Raw genomic sequence first — 15,690 nt, forward strand, 5'->3', positions numbered from 1 at the left:
AATCTCCGCCTTTATGCGAAAGATCCAGGACATTCTGCAATATCCAAGCGCACGCTTAAGACAACAGTTCGAATTATCGATTGCCACAGTCAACCAATCCTTATCTGTCGTCCGCTTCGAGCTTGAAGAAGCACTGAACACGACGTATAAGCTCGATCTCGTTGCCACATCGTCCGATCACGCAATAGACGGTGGCGCCTGCGTCGGACGGCGTGCGACTTTCACGATTATCGAAGAGGGTTCGGTGCCTTCACTGGCCGATGTGATGGAACCGGTGATTGAACCGGCGCGACGCATACACGGTGTCGTGACACGCTGGGAACGCCGCTCGTCGAGCCGCGATGAAACGACCTACACCCTGCGCATCGAACCGCGTTTCGCGCTGCTCGCGCATATGCACGATTCGGGCGTATTCCGCGACAAGACGGTAAGTGATCTGATCAGCGAATGCATCGTCGATCGCAATCTGTTCGATCCGCACGACATCGAGTGTCATCTCGAAGGCCTCGAAGAGAAATTCGAACAGACGGTGATGTACGAGGAGACGGTCAAAGCTTTTATCGAACGCCATTGCCGGCGCGCGGGAATCTACTACTACTTCAAGCAGGGTGAAAAAGCCTGGCGCGACATACTGGTGTTCGGCAATAACCCGCGCGGCTATGTGCGTGCGCTGGAATTACCGCTCATGCCCGACGCGGGGCTGAATTCCAATTGGCATGAGGCCGTGCTGTCGATCGGCAGCGTGCGCGAACTGGTGCCGGCCGCGGTCGAGCTATGGGACCGCGATTACCGTACGCCTGCCGACCCGCTGAAGGCAAGCACGGTGGTGGCTGACGACGACCGGTCGGTGTTCGGTAGCGTCAAGTGCAGCGCCGAGCACCATCACACGGTCGAAATCGGCCAGATGCTGGCTGACGCGCGACGCGACGAGCTGGTCGCGAAGCAACAGACGCTGTATGGCACGAGCAACGCGATCGCGATGATGCCGGGGCTCGTCGTGCGCTTGAGCAATCGTCAGCTGGCCGAGGCGCCCTACGGCTTGCTCGTCACGCGGCTCAAGACAAAGGGTAGCCGCAGCGTGCCGGTGTTCAACGAGTTCGAAGCGACGCCCGCTCATTTGACATGGCGTCCGCAATACGATGCCGCGCAGCATTGGCGCAGAGTGACGGGCGCGCTGACCGGCGTCATCAAGCCGGGTTCCAACGGACCGTATGCCTCCATCGACGAGCACGGCCGCTACGAAGTCGAGCCGCTCTTTAGCAGACGGAGCGGCACGCGCGGTACGCATTTGATGGCGCTGCGGTTGTTGCGTCCGTCTGCGTCGTATGAAGGCGGATTTCACACGCCGCTGTTGCCGGATACGGAGGTACGGCTCGTCGCAACCAATGGGGATATCGACCGGCTGTTTATCGCGGGGGCGCTCCATGACTATGCGCATCCGGACGTCGTGCACGGCTTGCGAAGGTGGTATAGCCGCTCGATGTGGCGTAGTCCGTTGCGGGGTGCGAAGGTCCGCCTCGAGGATGAGAAGGGGCAAGAGGGATTTAAGGCGTCGACGGTTTATATGCAGACGTCGGTCAGTCTTGGTTTCCTGGTGGATAGCAATCGGCGGCCGCGCGGTGAAGGGTTTGAGATCAATACCCAGGGGTTCGGTACCTTGCATGCGCCGAAGGGGCTGTTCCTGTCGGCTGATGGGTTGTCAGGGAAGGATGCGCCGCAAAGGGAGATGACGGGGGCTCGCAGTGAATTGCAGTCGTCATTGCAGCGGGTTTCCTCGCTTGCAGAGGCCACCGAAGGCGCCAAGGCTATGCCTGCGGACGCGGATACACACGCACGTCTCACCGATGCGCTGGACGAACTGAAAGAACCCAGCCTGCTCGCTAGTGCACCAGCCGGTATTGCGCTCGTGACGCCGAAGTCGATCGCGCACGCGGCCGGAAAAAACGTGATCGTAACGGCGGGACGGCACGCGGATATCAGCGTGATAAAGCGCTTTACCGTCGCGGCCGGTGAATTGATCTCACTGTGCGCGCACAAGTTCGGTCTGAAACTGTTTGCCGCGAAAGGCAAGGTGGAAATTCAGGCACAAAGCGATGCGCTCGATCTGTTCTCGGACAAACAGTTGCATATAGCCAGCGCTAGCGGAGATGTACTCATAGCCGGGAAGGAAAAGGTCGTGGTGATGAGCGGTGGCGCGTCGATCACGATTGAGAACGGCAATGTGGTCGTTCGCTGCCCCGGCGAATTTCGTATCAAGGCTGCCTCATTTGTGTTCGAAGGTCCGGAGAACACGAGTACGCCACTCCCATTTCTGCCCAAGAGCAACGTCAAACCGAGCGGCCATTATCCCTTCACACGTTAGAACCATGATCATCAGCCCTCCGTACCTGCCTGTTGCAGGTTTGAATTCCGTCGATACGCACGCGAATCCGCCGACATGCGATCCCCTGATGGATCTAGTGGACACGTACGAGCTTGCGCATGGCATTTATCCGATCTCATTCGACAGGAGGTGGCATTGCGGCGTGCATCTGATGCCTTCTATGCAAAACGAGGCGATTCATGCAATTGCGGACGGCGCTGTGGTGGCTTATCGCGTTTGTCAGCATGCGTACGACGGCGGAAGCGGGCACCACGATAGTTGCGCCGGGTTCGTGTTGCTGCGTCATACGACAGAGACCGGCGATGGCCGCATGTTGATCTTCTATTCGCTCTATATGCATTTGCTGGATTTGGCCAGCTATCAGTCTGTTGGCGCGGACGCAAAACTTTTGCCTGAGTTCTTGCGTATGCCCGCTGCCGGGGATGATTCGGCGGTGCCTACCGCACAGTCAGGTGACGGCCTCAATGTATATCGCAAAGATGTGCTGGGTTGGACGGGAGGCTGCCAGGGGCAGCGGCACCTGCACTTCGAGATTTTCATGACGAAGGGGGATTTCGATGCCTACTTTGGGAAAACGCAGCTTGGTCGAACCGAGTTGAGTTCGGCGACGGGTAACGACTGCTGGGGGCACTCCTATTACAAGATCCCGAAGGACAGCTGGTTTCGCGCGCTGCCGCGGGATGCAGATGATCACGGCAAGCTTTCCAGCATCGCATTTGACCGGCTACAGACCGGGCAGAACGCACTGCCACTCGTTGTTGAGATGTATTTCCACAAGGGAAGCAAGTACACGAATGTGTGGAGCGTGGCGAACGATGGCAGCAGAACGTTGCTCACCTCACCGCCGATCTGCGAAGTGGACTACGAGTACGACATGTATAAGCGCGCAGACAAGCTTTACCCGGACTGCCCGAGTGATGGCTATGAACTGCTTCGTTTCGGGCGGATTCTATCTACACCGGTAGCGCTTACGTCGGCCTCAGGCAGTACGCCTCCGTCATTCGATCCCGCGATTGAGGGCAATCCTAAACCCACCAAGCGATCGAGCCAACGCACGACGTGGATGCGCATCGCGTTTGACAAGGGCAGCGAGGGCTACATCGATGTGAACGATCCAGCCGTGCTCAAGCTATCTGACGCGGATTTTCCGCACTTTACCGGCTGGCAAAAGATCAGTGAAGGCAATAGTCCGTTCAATGCAGATGGGTTGTGCGACATCGACGCGCTGAAGAAGATTGTCAAAGACACCGCCGACCATCAAACGCCGAACGATGTGGCGCTGAAGAAGGAACATGAGAAGGAAGATGTACTCGCACGCTATGTGAAGTCGAACGATGCTGTGCGCCAACAACTGCGGGGCTTTATTTGCGAGGCGCCGACCGAATGGGACAGTACGCACAACGAGGAGCGTTACCAGAAGCTGAAGAATGAAGGTGAATTCTATTGTGGGAACGAAGCTGGGTATGTCGAGTTTATCAAGCTGCTGACGTCGTTTCAGTTCTGGGAAAAAACTGGCTTACCGGCTGGGCAGAAGCTTTGGTTTTTTCATGCGCTGGCGTTTATTCGGCATTTCCGAAAATGTGGCTGGTTGAGCTCCGACGAATTCAAGCAAATTTACCATGACAAATGGTACGGCAATAATCAGCAAGAAAAAGCGCAATCGGTCAGAAATTTGTATTTGAAGCCGTTGAATTTTTCATTACGTAAATTTGGAATGTTAACAGCTATAAGACAGGCGCATTTTCTTGGACAAGGGGCCGTGGAAAGCACATGGCTACAGTTGATGCAGGAAAGGAGCATGCTGGGAAATCTGGATGCTAAAGGAATGCACGGTCAAAAAGAAAATCCAGCATCTACGATATCCGAATCAGATCTTGGACATTGGTATGGTGAGCTTCGGTCGGAAGATGATGCATGGTTTCGATCAGTCAAATTTAGTAGCAGAGGCGCACGAATTGCCGGATCTTATGATTGGATCAATGGAAACTGCGATCAAATCGATGCTCAAAAATTCCGAGGCCGTGGATTTAAACAACTTACCGGCCGGAGTAACTATGCAAAATACTGGGTCTTTCGTGGCTGGCTTTCGAAAGCAGAGTTTTCCGAAAACTGGTGGACAGATCCAGCGTTTATAGCGCACAACGTTAATGGAATGATCAAAAGACCGGCACAAATTGATGACCCGCACCGAATCGCATTAGCGGAAAATTGTATCGACAGTGCTGGCTTCTACTTACGCTTTGAGCGCCCAAAAGTTGTAAGAGAAATTGATAAGGATGATGATGTACCGCTTTCAGCCTCGTCAATGGCGAGCACTGCACAGCAAAAAATCTCACGACAGGTAACCCAGGCAATTAATGGCGGCCTTACCGATGCCGATAATCGATTCAACTATACGAGAATAGCAAAAAAGGTATTAATTTGACATGAAACATATGATCTTATGGTTAATTTTTACGATAACCTGTTCGACTTCATTTGCGTCATCATCCGACGTAACATACTCCGCACGCGGGCGTTCCGTTGAAGTTTTGAACAGAGATACGCTTCATGCTTGCCTGCTAGACAAGGAAGCATTCTTTGCGGTAGAAAGCTTTGATAAAAGCGCTGTGATTATATCTGAGCGAGGATACGTCCCGGTCAATAGCTTAAAGGAATGTGTACCGAACAAGGTTGTCCACGTCTCAATGATCCCGGCCCGAGTTGGTCAGTTAGCCGATATAAATTTGAACAAAAGACTTTATGTAGCGGTTGATTTTATTTCCGTCAACCCAATGTCTTACTTGGCGACCGTCGCACGACTAAATAGCACTCGCAACCTTGTCACGCTACCCGGTGCATATATCCCGGGGCGAAAATTTTCTAAATTGAGAGAATCTGGCTTTATGAGTCTAGGCAATGCCGGGTCAGCACTCATATCCCCGGACGGTCGCTACGTGGCACCTGCGGGACAGATCGATTGCAGCGATTATGCCTCGCCAGGTGTATGGGATATAGAAAAGAATAAAATCGTTCTTACAAGTGAGCAATCATGTCGAGAACTGTTTTATCAAAAATGATCACGAATTATATTAATTTAAATATTTTGCATGGTCATTTGCATCACTTCAATAAAATTCGCATGTGCAAGAAATCGATCATCAGGTCATGCGGCCGGGCATTATCCGCACACACCACCGCTCTCGCAACCATAGTCGTAAGTAGAGACCCTTTAGCGCCGATCAGAAATTGTTGGTCGTCAGGTTTCAATATGGCCTTGACGTTTTGGGTATTGAAACAAAAAGACTCGGCACTTCTAATGGCAATCCGAACCAAAAATCTCAAAGCAGCAATGCAATCCCAGATAATCCTACTCACCTCTTAAACATGACCTGCCCCATCCGACAAGGCGACACCCTCGAAAGCGGCGGCGAAGTAACCGGGGGCTCCCCGTTCATGGTCTTCATGAACCGCTCTCTCGCACGCCAAGGCGACGCCGCCACCTGCGCGCTACATGGTCCAACGACCATCAGCGAAGGCCACGAACGGTTCCCCGACCGGGACGGCAAACTGGTCGCAATGCATCAGCACCGGTGTGCGTGTGGTTGCCGCCTCATCTCCTCGCTGCTCAACGTCAGCATTGCGTGATGCCAATCGATCTTTCTCCTGCGGGACAATCGATCGCATACCCGGAATATGGTCCTCGCTTCTGGCCGTGGCTGGGCATCTGTTGCGTATGCAACATAGTGGGCGCACCGCTAGTGGTATTGCTGTGGCCCGCGGGTTCCCCTACGCACGGCATCGAGTTTTGGGGATACGTGCTCGGCATTCCCAACCTCGTATTTGCCGTCCTTCTCGGCCTGGACCGTTCCGCATACGAAGTGTTTTGGTTCCGTGCGCACTATCGGAATCAGTTTCGAGACAAATGGGTACAAGAGAAAGTTTGCGCAGCGCAGCGGCCTTTGCAGGTACTAGCCATCGGCTACGCTTTGCCGATCGGCAACCCAACCCTTATCGCTGCAATAGCCGACGGAAAAACACTTCCGAAACCGCAGGCTCCGCGCAAAGGTTCAAGCGTAATCGTTCACGGCCGCTTTGAAGAAGCAAACGCGCCTGTCGACGATCCGTCTAATATTCCACCAGTCGACGTTGAAGTCGAAGATGATCTTCCGCTGGACGAACGCAGAAGCGTCGCACCCTTGACACTGAAAATCGCGAAGGCACTCGAACCGCTAGCCGTTAGCCTCCACGCACTAACGCAATACGAACCCGCATACTGGCCGCGAGTGCGTGTGCTTGCTGCAGGCCAAGAAGCGACACTATGTGAATCGCAAGTTTCCGACGCACTGCGTATCGCAGGTCTCCCCGAGCTCGCGTGCCTCGCCATTCCTGCGAACGATGGCCTTCTTATTGTCGACGCATGGCTTGACGCGCAGGAGCAACGACCATTACTAGTCGTCGCCACCGCATGGCATGACGTCAATCCTCCCGTTGGCAGCACTGAAGGCTGCGTTGCGATTCTCCTCAATCCCGGCTTTTACCGTCTTCCAGATGCGGTAAAGGTGATGGGCGCACTGCACCGCCCTGTCGCAGAACTCGCGACATTGAGCGACCTTTTCGCAAACGCGATGATGTGGGGCAAGGTCACAGGCCCCGAAATCAAGCACGCCTGGATCACGCGCCTACCCACGGAACAGGACAACACATTACTTGCCGGTCTGCACGAAGCATCGCTTTCCGAGGTTGAAAGTCAAGAGGCGCGCCACCGCCCCGACCGGATTATCGGCGATGCCGGCGCAGTCAATGGCTGGCTTTCAATCGCAGCGGCCATCGAGTCCGCAGAGCACGGCCCTCACCTGATTGTCGACCGCGACCGGGCAGCGGTCCTTCACGTCTTCCCTCATTCCGCTCATGACATCTCCAACGAGTAACATGTCGATGCCCCATTCACAAACACCGGCCGCCTCACGTCAACGACTTATCGCCGCATGGGGCTTTCCGTTCGCCGCTCTCAGCATCGCACTACTTCTAACCGCGTTGATCTGGTCGAAAGGGGAACTGTTCGACCTGCCCTCCAAAGAGATGCGCATCTCGGCGATCCTGTGGACCAGCTTCGCACTGGCGATCATCGTCGTGACTCATTTCGTCGCCTTGGCGGTCGGTACGTACAGCATCGCCGCACGATTCATTTTTCGCCAAACCGGCGATAAACCACTGACCTCCCGGCCTCAAATACGCGACCCCCGCCTCCAACACCTCCGCGACGAACTCCGCCACACCCGCGGCATACGCTGGCGCTACCGCCTTCCATGGCTGATACTCACCGGCAACGACAAACATATCGACGAAGTCGCACCCGGTCTCAAACAGGCCGGCGCAATCCTGGTTGCCGGCACCGTGCTGCTTCACGCAGCGCCCGACGGCATTGCCCCCGCCCACTGGCGCCGCCAGATCAAGCGCCTGCGTCGCCGACGCCCCGTCGATAGCCTTGTGCACATCACGCGCCTCGGAAAAGACGAGCCGCGCGACCCCGAAAGACCGCGCACACTCGCCACAATCGCCGCGGATCTCGGCTGGGCCGCGCCGATCACGCTTTTGCATGCGGTCAAAGCCACGGGCACGCAGCCAACACAGTACGCGCCCGTCGGCGCGTTTCTTCCCGGTAGATCGCATCGAGCGATGCAACGCGCAGCAGAGGCGCTTCCAGATGAGCTTGCCGAACTCGAAGTCCGTACGGCAAAGGCCGGCGTCCCGCTATGTTGTGCGCCTGAGCAGCTTTTCTATCTCGCGCAGGTATCGGAGTACATCACCGGCCAGCGCGAAAAGATCGTGGAAAGCTGGCACTCGCTCGTCTCGTCGGGATGGCTGCGCGCACCGCTGGCGGGCGTGATGTTCGCTCCGGTGTTCGACGGTGGCACGCACACCGCCCCAGTGCCGATCGGGATAGACACCGCCACCGCCGTCGCATCGGGCAAGCAGCCAATCGCACTCGAATCCACATGGCAGGAAATCGGTAAGCGCCTGCGTCATCGCAGCGGCCGGCGCATGGGTCTCCACTGGCCGAACGCATTGGCCGCAAGCGTCATGTTTGCGTCGATAGCCTGGTGCATCGCGATGACCGTTTCATTTATCGGCAACCAGCAATTGACTCGCGACGCGCAAGCCATAGCCAGCACCGCCCTCAACGCACCGCCCGCCACACCTGCCGCGTTGCGCGCACAACGGGCACTGCAACTGCGGATCGACACCCTTGAATATCGCCGGCAACACGGCGCGCCGTGGTACCTGCGCGCAGGCCTGAGCCGCAACGACGCCTTGCTCGAAGCACTGTGGCGCCCCTACGCGACAGTAGCCGCACGCAATCTGCAGCGTCCGGTCGTCGCATCGCTCGAAGCCCGCCTGAACGACATGAATCGCACGCGCGCCGATGCGTTGCAATCCGAGCACGCGAGGCAAAACGGCTACGACACGCTCAAGACGTACCTGATGCTTTCGCATCCGCCGCGTACCGATGCGCGCTTTCTCGAGAAGATGCTGGTGTTAACGTGGGCCTTGCCTCCCGGCATGTCCGCCGGCGAGCGCGTCGACCTTGCACCACATCTCGCCCGCTTTTACGCAGCGCATTTGAAGGAGCATCCTGAATGGCGCATCCATTCACAAGACTCCATCATCGCCGCGTCGCGCAACACGCTCATCAACCAGATCGGCCTGGCAAACGATGACGACACCGTGTACCGCTCGATTCTCGACGACGCAAATGGCAAATACGCGGATGCCTCGTTTGCCACCCTGCTGGATGGCGCGGACGCACGCGGCCTTTTCACGGCGACGCAGACGGTCCCCGGCATCTACACGCGCGCCGCGTGGGACGGCAAGATCGCTGGCGCGATCGAGCAAGCGGCCAGCGAGCGGCGCACGAGCGGCGACTGGGTGCTAAGCGGCGACACCCCGACACGATCCGCGAAAGCCTTCGCGCTCCAGACCGCAACCGCCCTAACAGCAACCGATGAAAAACACGCCAGCGAAGCCCTCAAACAGCGTCTCGCCGCGCGCTACTTCGCCGAATACACGGCGGCATGGCAACGCATGCTCAACAGCATCCAATGGCAACCGGCCGCGAATCTGACCGACGCGATCGACCAGCTCGCGCGATTGGCCGACGCGCAAACGTCACCGCTAATCGCGTTGATGAAGTCCGTTCAATACGAGGCGCAGGCGGGCCGTCCTTCGGCGGCGCTCGGCGACACGCTCGTGCGCAATGCGCAAAGCCTGATCGGCAACAGCGCCGACACGCAGACATCCGTCACCAACCCGCTCGACAAACCATTCGGTCCATTGCTCGCATTGATGGGCGATAACAGCGTAAATTCAGGCGCGAACAGCGGCGACCATGGGACAGCCGCACCAATCATCCAGGGCGGCATAAGCCTCGCACATTACCTGACCGTAACCACGACCATGCGTTTAAAGCTGCAGCAGATCGCCGCGAGTCCCGATGCGCAGGCGATGGCCCGCTCGCTCGCGCAGGCCGTGTTTCAAGGCAAGCTTTCCGAACTCACTCAGGCACGCGACGATGCGGCATTGATCGCCGCAAGCCTTGGTAAGCAATGGTCAGGTTTCGGCGACGCGCTCTTTGCCCGACCGCTCGACACCGCCTGGCAAACCATTCTTCAGCCGGCAGCGGCAAGCCTGAACGAGGCCTGGCGGACAAGCATTGCGCTGCCGTTCAAGACCTCGTTCGATGGCCGCTATCCGTTCTTCGATACGAACGCCGATGCATCGTTTGCGGAACTGGGCCGCTATGTGCGCCCCGACACCGGCCTAATCACGCGCTTTCTGACAATCGAACTGGCCGGCGTGCTCAAACGTCAGGGCGACCAGTGGGGGCCGGACCCGCTCGCGCCGCAGGCGCTGCGATTCGATCCCGCGTTTCTCGCGGCGATCCGTCAGTTATCGAGCCTCGGCGCACTTGCCTACACGCAGGGCGACGCCGGTTACCACTTCGAAATCATGGCGCTGCCAACAGCCAATGTGACGCGTACAGAATTGACTATCGACGGCAAGCCGATCGCCTATTTCAACCAGAAGGAATCGTGGACCGCCCTGACATGGCCCGGCAACGGCCTGAACGGCCGCGCAGGCTTGATGTGGGAGATGGTCAACGCGGGGTTGCGTCAGGCATTCGACGCAACCGGCGACTGGGCTTTCCTGCGGCTGCTCGCGCAGGCGCAAATCAAACCGCTCGACAGCACGCGCTACGAATTGACATGGAACGAGCCGAATGCCGCGCCGCTGCGCTATGTGATGCGTACGCAGGTGGGCGCAGGACCGCTCGAACTGTTGAAGCTGCGCGGCTTCCGGATGCCCGAGCGCATTTTTATCGTGGGCAAGGGCGCGGGCGCGCTTGCGGCAGCGGCGCTTCCGCCGTTACCGCCAACCGATGCCTCGTTTCAGTGAATCGGGTTTGCGCCTCCCGTCGCACGCCTCGAGCGCTTGATAGTCAAGCGTCACCGGCTGCAGCTATCCGGTAAAGCTCGCGAAAAGGTATGATCGAAGCGGTGCCCACCCATTGCCGCCCCCATGGACGAGCGAATCGACGAGCAAATCACTTTCCGCCGGCTTGAAGTTCTCCTCGCCTTCATGGAAGGCGGCAGCCTAGCGAAAGCCGCGGAGATGCTCGACACCAGCACCGTCAGTGTTCACCGCGCATTGCACGCTCTCGAAGAAGGCGTGCGCTGCAAACTGTTCCTGCATCAAGGCAGACAACTGATTCCGACCAAAGCCGCGAGAACGCTGGCCGCGACCGCGCGCGAAGTCTTGTCGAGCCTGTCCACCGGAATTCGCACGACTCGCGAGGTAGCTGGCTACGGCTCGTCCGTGCTTCGGTTAGGCTCTCTTTACTCGCTCACGCTCGAAACCGTCCCGGCAATGATCGGCGAACTGAAGGCGCGCGAGATGGCGCTCGATGTCGACCTTACGCTCGGTTCCAATACGGAACTGCTCGAACGGTTGTCGAACGGCGCGCTGGACGCGGCGCTGCTGGCCGTCTCCGAGCTTGGTGCGGAGTTCCAGACCATTGAACTGTTCGAAGACGAAATCTTCTTTGCCGCGCCCGCCGGCTCGAAGTACGCGCAACACAAGACCATCGATCTGCAAGCCTGTTCGCACGAACCGTTTGTCTCGCTGCATGAAGGGTTCGCCACGTATCACGGATTCCAACGCGCGTTTCGTCTGGCCGGCACGACGCCGACCGTCGCGATGACGGTCGGCGACGTATTCTCCTTGACCAGTCTGGTGAGCGGCGGCGTCGGGTACACGCTTTTACCGGGACGAATCCGCGGGTTTCTGAAAGACCGGGTTCACTTCATTCCTCTCGATTCGCGCTTCCAGATGAAACAGCAGATCGGGTTGACCTTCCTGAGCATTCGCGAACGGGACCCGGCCTTACTGAAGCTTGGCGTGGTTTGCCGGGCCATGGCGAAGCGGCTCAATCTGCGCGCGTGAAGCCCAGCGTTGCGCCAGGACGGAACAGGTCATCAACTGGATCTGATGAAACAGCATGACGGGAAGCACAATCAGTCCGGCATGGGTGCCAAACAGGATCTTTGCCATGGCAATACCCGATGCCATGCTTTTCTTGGAACCGCAGAAGATGATCGTCACCCGGTCCTCGTCTGAAAAGCCCAGCCACTTGCTCGCATAGGTCGTCAATACAAGCGCGATAGCAAGCAGGATCATATTGACGATGACGACGCCAAGCAGAGAGCTCACGGAAACCTGATGCCAGATACCCTCGTTCACTGCTTCGCTGAATGCGACATAGACGATCAGAACGATCGAGCCCTGATCGACAAAGCGCAATAATTCCTTGCGCGCATCAATCCAGCGACCGATAACGGGGCGCAACAGCTGGCCGGCAACAAACGGCACAAAGAGCTGCAGCACAATATCGCCCACCGTGCTAAACGCCGAAGCGCCGCCGCTCGCGTGATTGCTCACAATCAGGCTAATGAGCGCAGGCGTCAGGAAGATGCCGATCAGGCTCGACGCGGAGGCACTGCAGACCGCCGCTGGAACGTTTCCCTTTGCCATCGACGTGAACGCAATCGAAGATTGCACAGTGGACGGCAGTGTGCACAGAAACAGCACCCCGAGGTACAGCCAGGGCTTAACAAATTCGCCGAGCACCGGATGCAGCGCGACGCCAAGAAGCGGAAAAAGTACAAAGGTGCTGCAAAACACTGCCGCGTGAAGCTTCCAGTTTGTCGCGCCGGCAAAGATCGCCTCGCGGGAAAGCTTCGCGCCGTGCAGAAAGAACAGCACAGCGATCGCGGCATCCGTCAGCCAGTTGAAAGCCGTGGCCGCGGAGCCTCGACACGGAAGTAGCGTAGCGAACACAACGGTACATACCAGCGCCAACGTGAATTTGTCGGGTATCAGCTTGCGGAGCGTCATTTTCCTTGCCTTTCAGAGAAGTGGTTGCCTGGCCCCCCACCCCGTTCTGCTTCGCAGGAAATCGACGTCGCGTACGGGCTGGCTGGTGTATGTCACGCACATTAGGGCGGCGGCCAGCGGCGATCAATCAAGCGGATGGCGAATCGTTACGCCTGGCGTAACGATTCGGGAATGGGAGCGGGCCAACAGCCACTGGGCGAAGGTCCGCACCGCGCCGACGCGCGGATGGCGCATGCCCATGTGCGATATGGAGCCCGTAGCGCCGCAAATGCGAACGAACCACCTTCAGGCGCTTTCCGTCGAGCAGAACTTGTCGAACACGATGTCGCTGCATAAGGCGATGCCTGGACCAGCGAGTGCGGCATCGCTCGCCTGAAGCTCTTCCCGAAAAATCAGTTCATGCTTGATGCAAAGCGGCGCGCTTCCCGCGGTTGCGATGCCAGCAGCGGCGAACCAGTGAGACCACGATGGCGCTTCAGGATCGCCATTCGTCCACTCGTAGTAAATGAGCGGAAATTGCAACAAGTCGTCTGCGATTAGCGGTTCAACCCGGTTATCGCAGTCGTGATGCTGACGCAAGCGGCCAGGACATCGTCGCGAATGCATCTGCTCGCGCTCATCCGTCGATGAAGCGGCAGCCTTAACCCTTGTCATGCACGTTTAAAGGTGTCGATTTGTTCGCCAAATCGTCATGGACTTCGCGCACCGGCGCCTCACCATTTTCGTCAACGCTAAGGTGCTAAGACGGCTGCAAGCTCCACGCCTGCCGGCCTGACGTGAGTTCGAATCGTGCTGCCCCGCCCACTTTTCGGACTGGCAAACGGTGAGGGACGACAACGGTAGGGCGCGACTAGCGATTAGGCTTCGCCTTCGTTGCAGACAATCCGGTAAATAGGAGCTACTCATTTACCAATTACGATGAAAAACAGCATCCTGGCACCAGCGGTCTTCCTCGCATCATGTACCTCCTTCTTATTTTGGGGGCCGGCGCTCCTCCAATTTTTGCTTTCCGTCATCATCGGCGTTCCCTTGAGAAGGGTAGTGAACTGGACCGCTGTTTCGTCCATGATGACGGGCGCGCGCAAAGATGCGTCGTGGGCAGGACATGATTTCAGCCGCTCCCTTGAGGCTCCTGTGCTCTTTTATGTGCTGTCTTTAGTGCTCGCGATAGCCGGTGAGCCTCGTGCGTTCGACGTGTTTCTTTTGTGGGCTTACTCAATCACGAGATTGGCTTATTCCACGAGCTGGATCTTTCGAACTACAGGTCGTATTCGTCCGAGCCTGTTCTTCACTACTGTCGGTATACAGCAAATATTGACAATTCGTTGTTTGCTGCAATTTTTTTAGCTTGTAACGTCGAGAAGGAACACACGCGGCAGTGATGCCTGCGGAGGTCGACCGGCACCACGTCCAGCAAGCCTTGGCCCGCAATACTTCCCGTTCTGAGGCCTCCCCAAGCCCGCTATCGGCTGCATGGACTATTCTCGAATCTTGTCATATAAATTACGTACGATCTTTAACATTGAAACAGGCATGTTTCTCATATTTATAAATAGAGAATAAACATTAAATCCGATTAACCTGGTTAATTCGGTAACGTAGCGGTCATGTGGCATTCATAGACTCCGGGTTCTCTTTTAACGTCCTCACTGGAACGGGAGTCGCACTACATGTTCTTATTCAAGCCACGCCCTACGATATATGCGTCGCTAACACTGCTCGCCATGGCGCTCGTTGCTTGCAACGGTGGGGGCGACGATCACAGTGTCGTTACAAATACGTCGGTGCCGCCCGCGCCGCCGGCGAACCGGAACGTCGTCGATAGCGCGCCCGTTCCGGATGTGCCTGCGTTCGTCGATAACATTGCGACTAATCAACGCGGCGACGCCCGCTTTGCAACATTGGACACCAACGCTGGTGTGCGCCTCGCGTCGCGCTTTCTCGATCTCTGGCATCCACTGACGGAAATTGTCGACGCAGGTGTCACGGCGCCCGCGGTCGGTTCGTTTCCGGCCATCACGCCTTCGACCTGGACCGGCCTGTCTATGCGAATGGAACTGCGTCGATTCACCTCGATTCATAGGTCCCCGTCGCGCGGGTGATGCCGCGCGACAGCAACACGGGGCGATGAGCAGTGCTTGCGCAAGCGCTTCACCATGCGAAGCTCCTCGTATCCCCGTGAGCGCTCCGATGACATCATTCCGGGCCGCTGGGCAGCAACGCCCATGGAACCCCGGCGACCTGGTCTTGCATGCTCACCGCTGCGCAACCGAATGCGACGCCGATCGGCGGTAAAACGGTTTTGCACATCTGTCGGCTCTGAGCCCCCGAAAGAAAGCTATTTGCATTCGATTTCAGTCAGCAATTTTTAATGTGAAACCGAAAATTGAGAGATCATTCGGTTTCCTTCTTGTTTCTCCGAAAGGCGGTAAGCGGGATCGGCCAGTGTGCTTGCGGTTGCGCCGAGATGGTTGATTAGAAGCGAAACGGCCAGTTCGACGTCATGCGACAGCACGGCATGGAGTATTGCCTCGTGTTCGCGCGTGGCTTCCCGCGCGGCATCCTGAAGGTCTCCTTCCAGCGTCGCAACCATAAGATGCCTGTAACGCGAGCCGCGGTCCCGCAGCGCGGCTGCAAATTGAATCAGGCTTTGCGACTGGCAGCCCGAGATCAGCTTGTCATGAAAGCGGCTATGCGCCAGTTCCCACTCCGCGTTGAGACGCACCGGGTTTGCAGACTCGAATATCGGCAATTGCTGTAACCGGTGATGCGCCGCAAGCAGTTCTCCTTCCCACTCTACGTCCCGGCGACGCATTGCACGCGTCAGCGCCAGCCGCTCAATATCCTGCCGTGTCTGCGTGATGTCCCTGAAT

At 57.4% G+C, this 15,690-nt stretch carries 12 protein-coding genes and 1 pseudogene; 9 read left to right on the forward strand and 4 right to left on the reverse strand.

All coding sequences use genetic code 11. The annotated features are described in order from the left end of the window. Positions 1-13 precede the first annotated feature (13 nt). From ACYPXD_RS10750 to ACYPXD_RS10770, 5 genes are all read left to right on the forward strand, one after another. On the forward strand, positions 14-2,362 hold the full coding sequence (locus ACYPXD_RS10750; RefSeq protein ID WP_459710657.1) for a type VI secretion system Vgr family protein: 2,349 nt from the start codon (positions 14-16) through the stop codon (positions 2,360-2,362). 4 nt (positions 2,363-2,366) lie between these two features. Then, complete coding sequence (locus ACYPXD_RS10755) at positions 2,367-4,808, forward strand: peptidase M23 (protein WP_459710659.1); 2,442 nt, start codon at positions 2,367-2,369, stop codon at positions 4,806-4,808. Between the two features lies 1 nt (position 4,809). After that, positions 4,810-5,442 carry a hypothetical protein gene (locus ACYPXD_RS10760; RefSeq protein WP_459710661.1) on the forward strand — a complete coding sequence of 211 codons (633 nt, stop codon included), beginning with the start codon at positions 4,810-4,812 and terminating at the stop codon, positions 5,440-5,442. A 169-nt stretch (positions 5,443-5,611) separates the two neighbouring features. Then, entirely contained in the window at positions 5,612-6,010 is a 399-nt protein-coding gene (locus tag ACYPXD_RS10765) for a PAAR domain-containing protein (protein WP_459710663.1), read from the forward strand. Beyond that, positions 6,010-7,293, forward strand: a complete 1,284-nt coding sequence (locus ACYPXD_RS10770) for a hypothetical protein (RefSeq protein ID WP_459710665.1) — start codon at positions 6,010-6,012, stop codon at positions 7,291-7,293. Before ACYPXD_RS10765 ends, ACYPXD_RS10770 begins: the two co-directional genes overlap by 1 nt. 97 nt (positions 7,294-7,390) lie before the next feature. On the opposite strand, the gene ACYPXD_RS10775 is transcribed toward ACYPXD_RS10770, so the two are convergent. Beyond that, positions 7,391-7,963, reverse strand: coding sequence for a hypothetical protein (locus ACYPXD_RS10775; protein WP_459710667.1), 573 nt, complete (start codon positions 7,961-7,963; stop codon positions 7,391-7,393). Positions 7,964-8,041: 78 nt separating this feature from the next. On the opposite strand from ACYPXD_RS10775, the gene ACYPXD_RS10780 reads away from it, so the two are divergent. Next, positions 8,042-10,819: an ImcF-related family protein gene (locus tag ACYPXD_RS10780; protein ID WP_459710669.1), complete on the forward strand. Its 2,778-nt coding sequence runs from the start codon at positions 8,042-8,044 to the stop codon at positions 10,817-10,819. Between the two features lie 123 nt (positions 10,820-10,942). After that, positions 10,943-11,866: a LysR family transcriptional regulator gene (locus ACYPXD_RS10785; RefSeq protein WP_459710671.1), complete on the forward strand. Its 924-nt coding sequence runs from the start codon at positions 10,943-10,945 to the stop codon at positions 11,864-11,866. Here ACYPXD_RS10785 and ACYPXD_RS10790 read toward each other — a convergent pair. Beyond that, complete coding sequence (locus ACYPXD_RS10790; protein WP_459710673.1) at positions 11,807-12,817, reverse strand: bile acid:sodium symporter family protein; 1,011 nt, start codon at positions 12,815-12,817, stop codon at positions 11,807-11,809. The two genes, ACYPXD_RS10785 and ACYPXD_RS10790, sit on opposite strands and share 60 nt — an antisense overlap. 285 nt (positions 12,818-13,102) lie before the next feature. Beyond that, on the reverse strand, positions 13,103-13,396 hold the full coding sequence (locus ACYPXD_RS10795) for a hypothetical protein (protein ID WP_459710675.1): 294 nt from the start codon (positions 13,394-13,396) through the stop codon (positions 13,103-13,105). Positions 13,397-13,735: 339 nt separating this feature from the next. On the opposite strand from ACYPXD_RS10795, the gene ACYPXD_RS10800 reads away from it, so the two are divergent. Together ACYPXD_RS10800 and ACYPXD_RS10805 are read left to right on the forward strand one after the other, a co-directional pair. Continuing rightward, positions 13,736-14,164: an MAPEG family protein gene (locus tag ACYPXD_RS10800; protein ID WP_459710677.1), complete on the forward strand. Its 429-nt coding sequence runs from the start codon at positions 13,736-13,738 to the stop codon at positions 14,162-14,164. 323 nt (positions 14,165-14,487) lie between these two features. Next, a pseudogene (locus ACYPXD_RS10805) lies at positions 14,488-14,859 on the forward strand (hypothetical protein); the annotation flags it as partial. A 326-nt stretch (positions 14,860-15,185) separates the two neighbouring features. On the opposite strand, the gene ACYPXD_RS10810 reads toward ACYPXD_RS10805, so the two are convergent. Beyond that, a partial coding sequence (locus ACYPXD_RS10810) for an FCD domain-containing protein (protein WP_459710679.1) occupies positions 15,186-15,690 on the reverse strand: 505 nt, incomplete at its 5' end.

Source organism: Paraburkholderia sp. 2C (assembly GCF_054589215.1).

Bases quoted from the DNA above. Each gene is read 5' to 3' on its own strand.
- ACYPXD_RS10750 (WP_459710657.1), top strand. From the start codon at position 14: ATGCGAAAGATCCAGGACATTCTGCAATATCCAAGCGCACGCTTAAGA.
- ACYPXD_RS10755 (WP_459710659.1), top strand. From the start codon at position 2,367: ATGATCATCAGCCCTCCGTACCTGCCTGTTGCAGGTTTGAATTCCGTC.
- ACYPXD_RS10760 (WP_459710661.1), top strand. From the start codon at position 4,810: ATGAAACATATGATCTTATGGTTAATTTTTACGATAACCTGTTCGACT.
- ACYPXD_RS10770 (WP_459710665.1), top strand. From the start codon at position 6,010: ATGCCAATCGATCTTTCTCCTGCGGGACAATCGATCGCATACCCGGAA.
- ACYPXD_RS10775 (WP_459710667.1), bottom strand. From the start codon at position 7,963: ATGCAAAAGCGTGATCGGCGCGGCCCAGCCGAGATCCGCGGCGATTGT.
- ACYPXD_RS10780 (WP_459710669.1), top strand. From the start codon at position 8,042: ATGCAACGCGCAGCAGAGGCGCTTCCAGATGAGCTTGCCGAACTCGAA.
- ACYPXD_RS10785 (WP_459710671.1), top strand. From the start codon at position 10,943: ATGGACGAGCGAATCGACGAGCAAATCACTTTCCGCCGGCTTGAAGTT.
- ACYPXD_RS10790 (WP_459710673.1), bottom strand. From the start codon at position 12,817: ATGACGCTCCGCAAGCTGATACCCGACAAATTCACGTTGGCGCTGGTA.
- ACYPXD_RS10800 (WP_459710677.1), top strand. From the start codon at position 13,736: ATGAAAAACAGCATCCTGGCACCAGCGGTCTTCCTCGCATCATGTACC.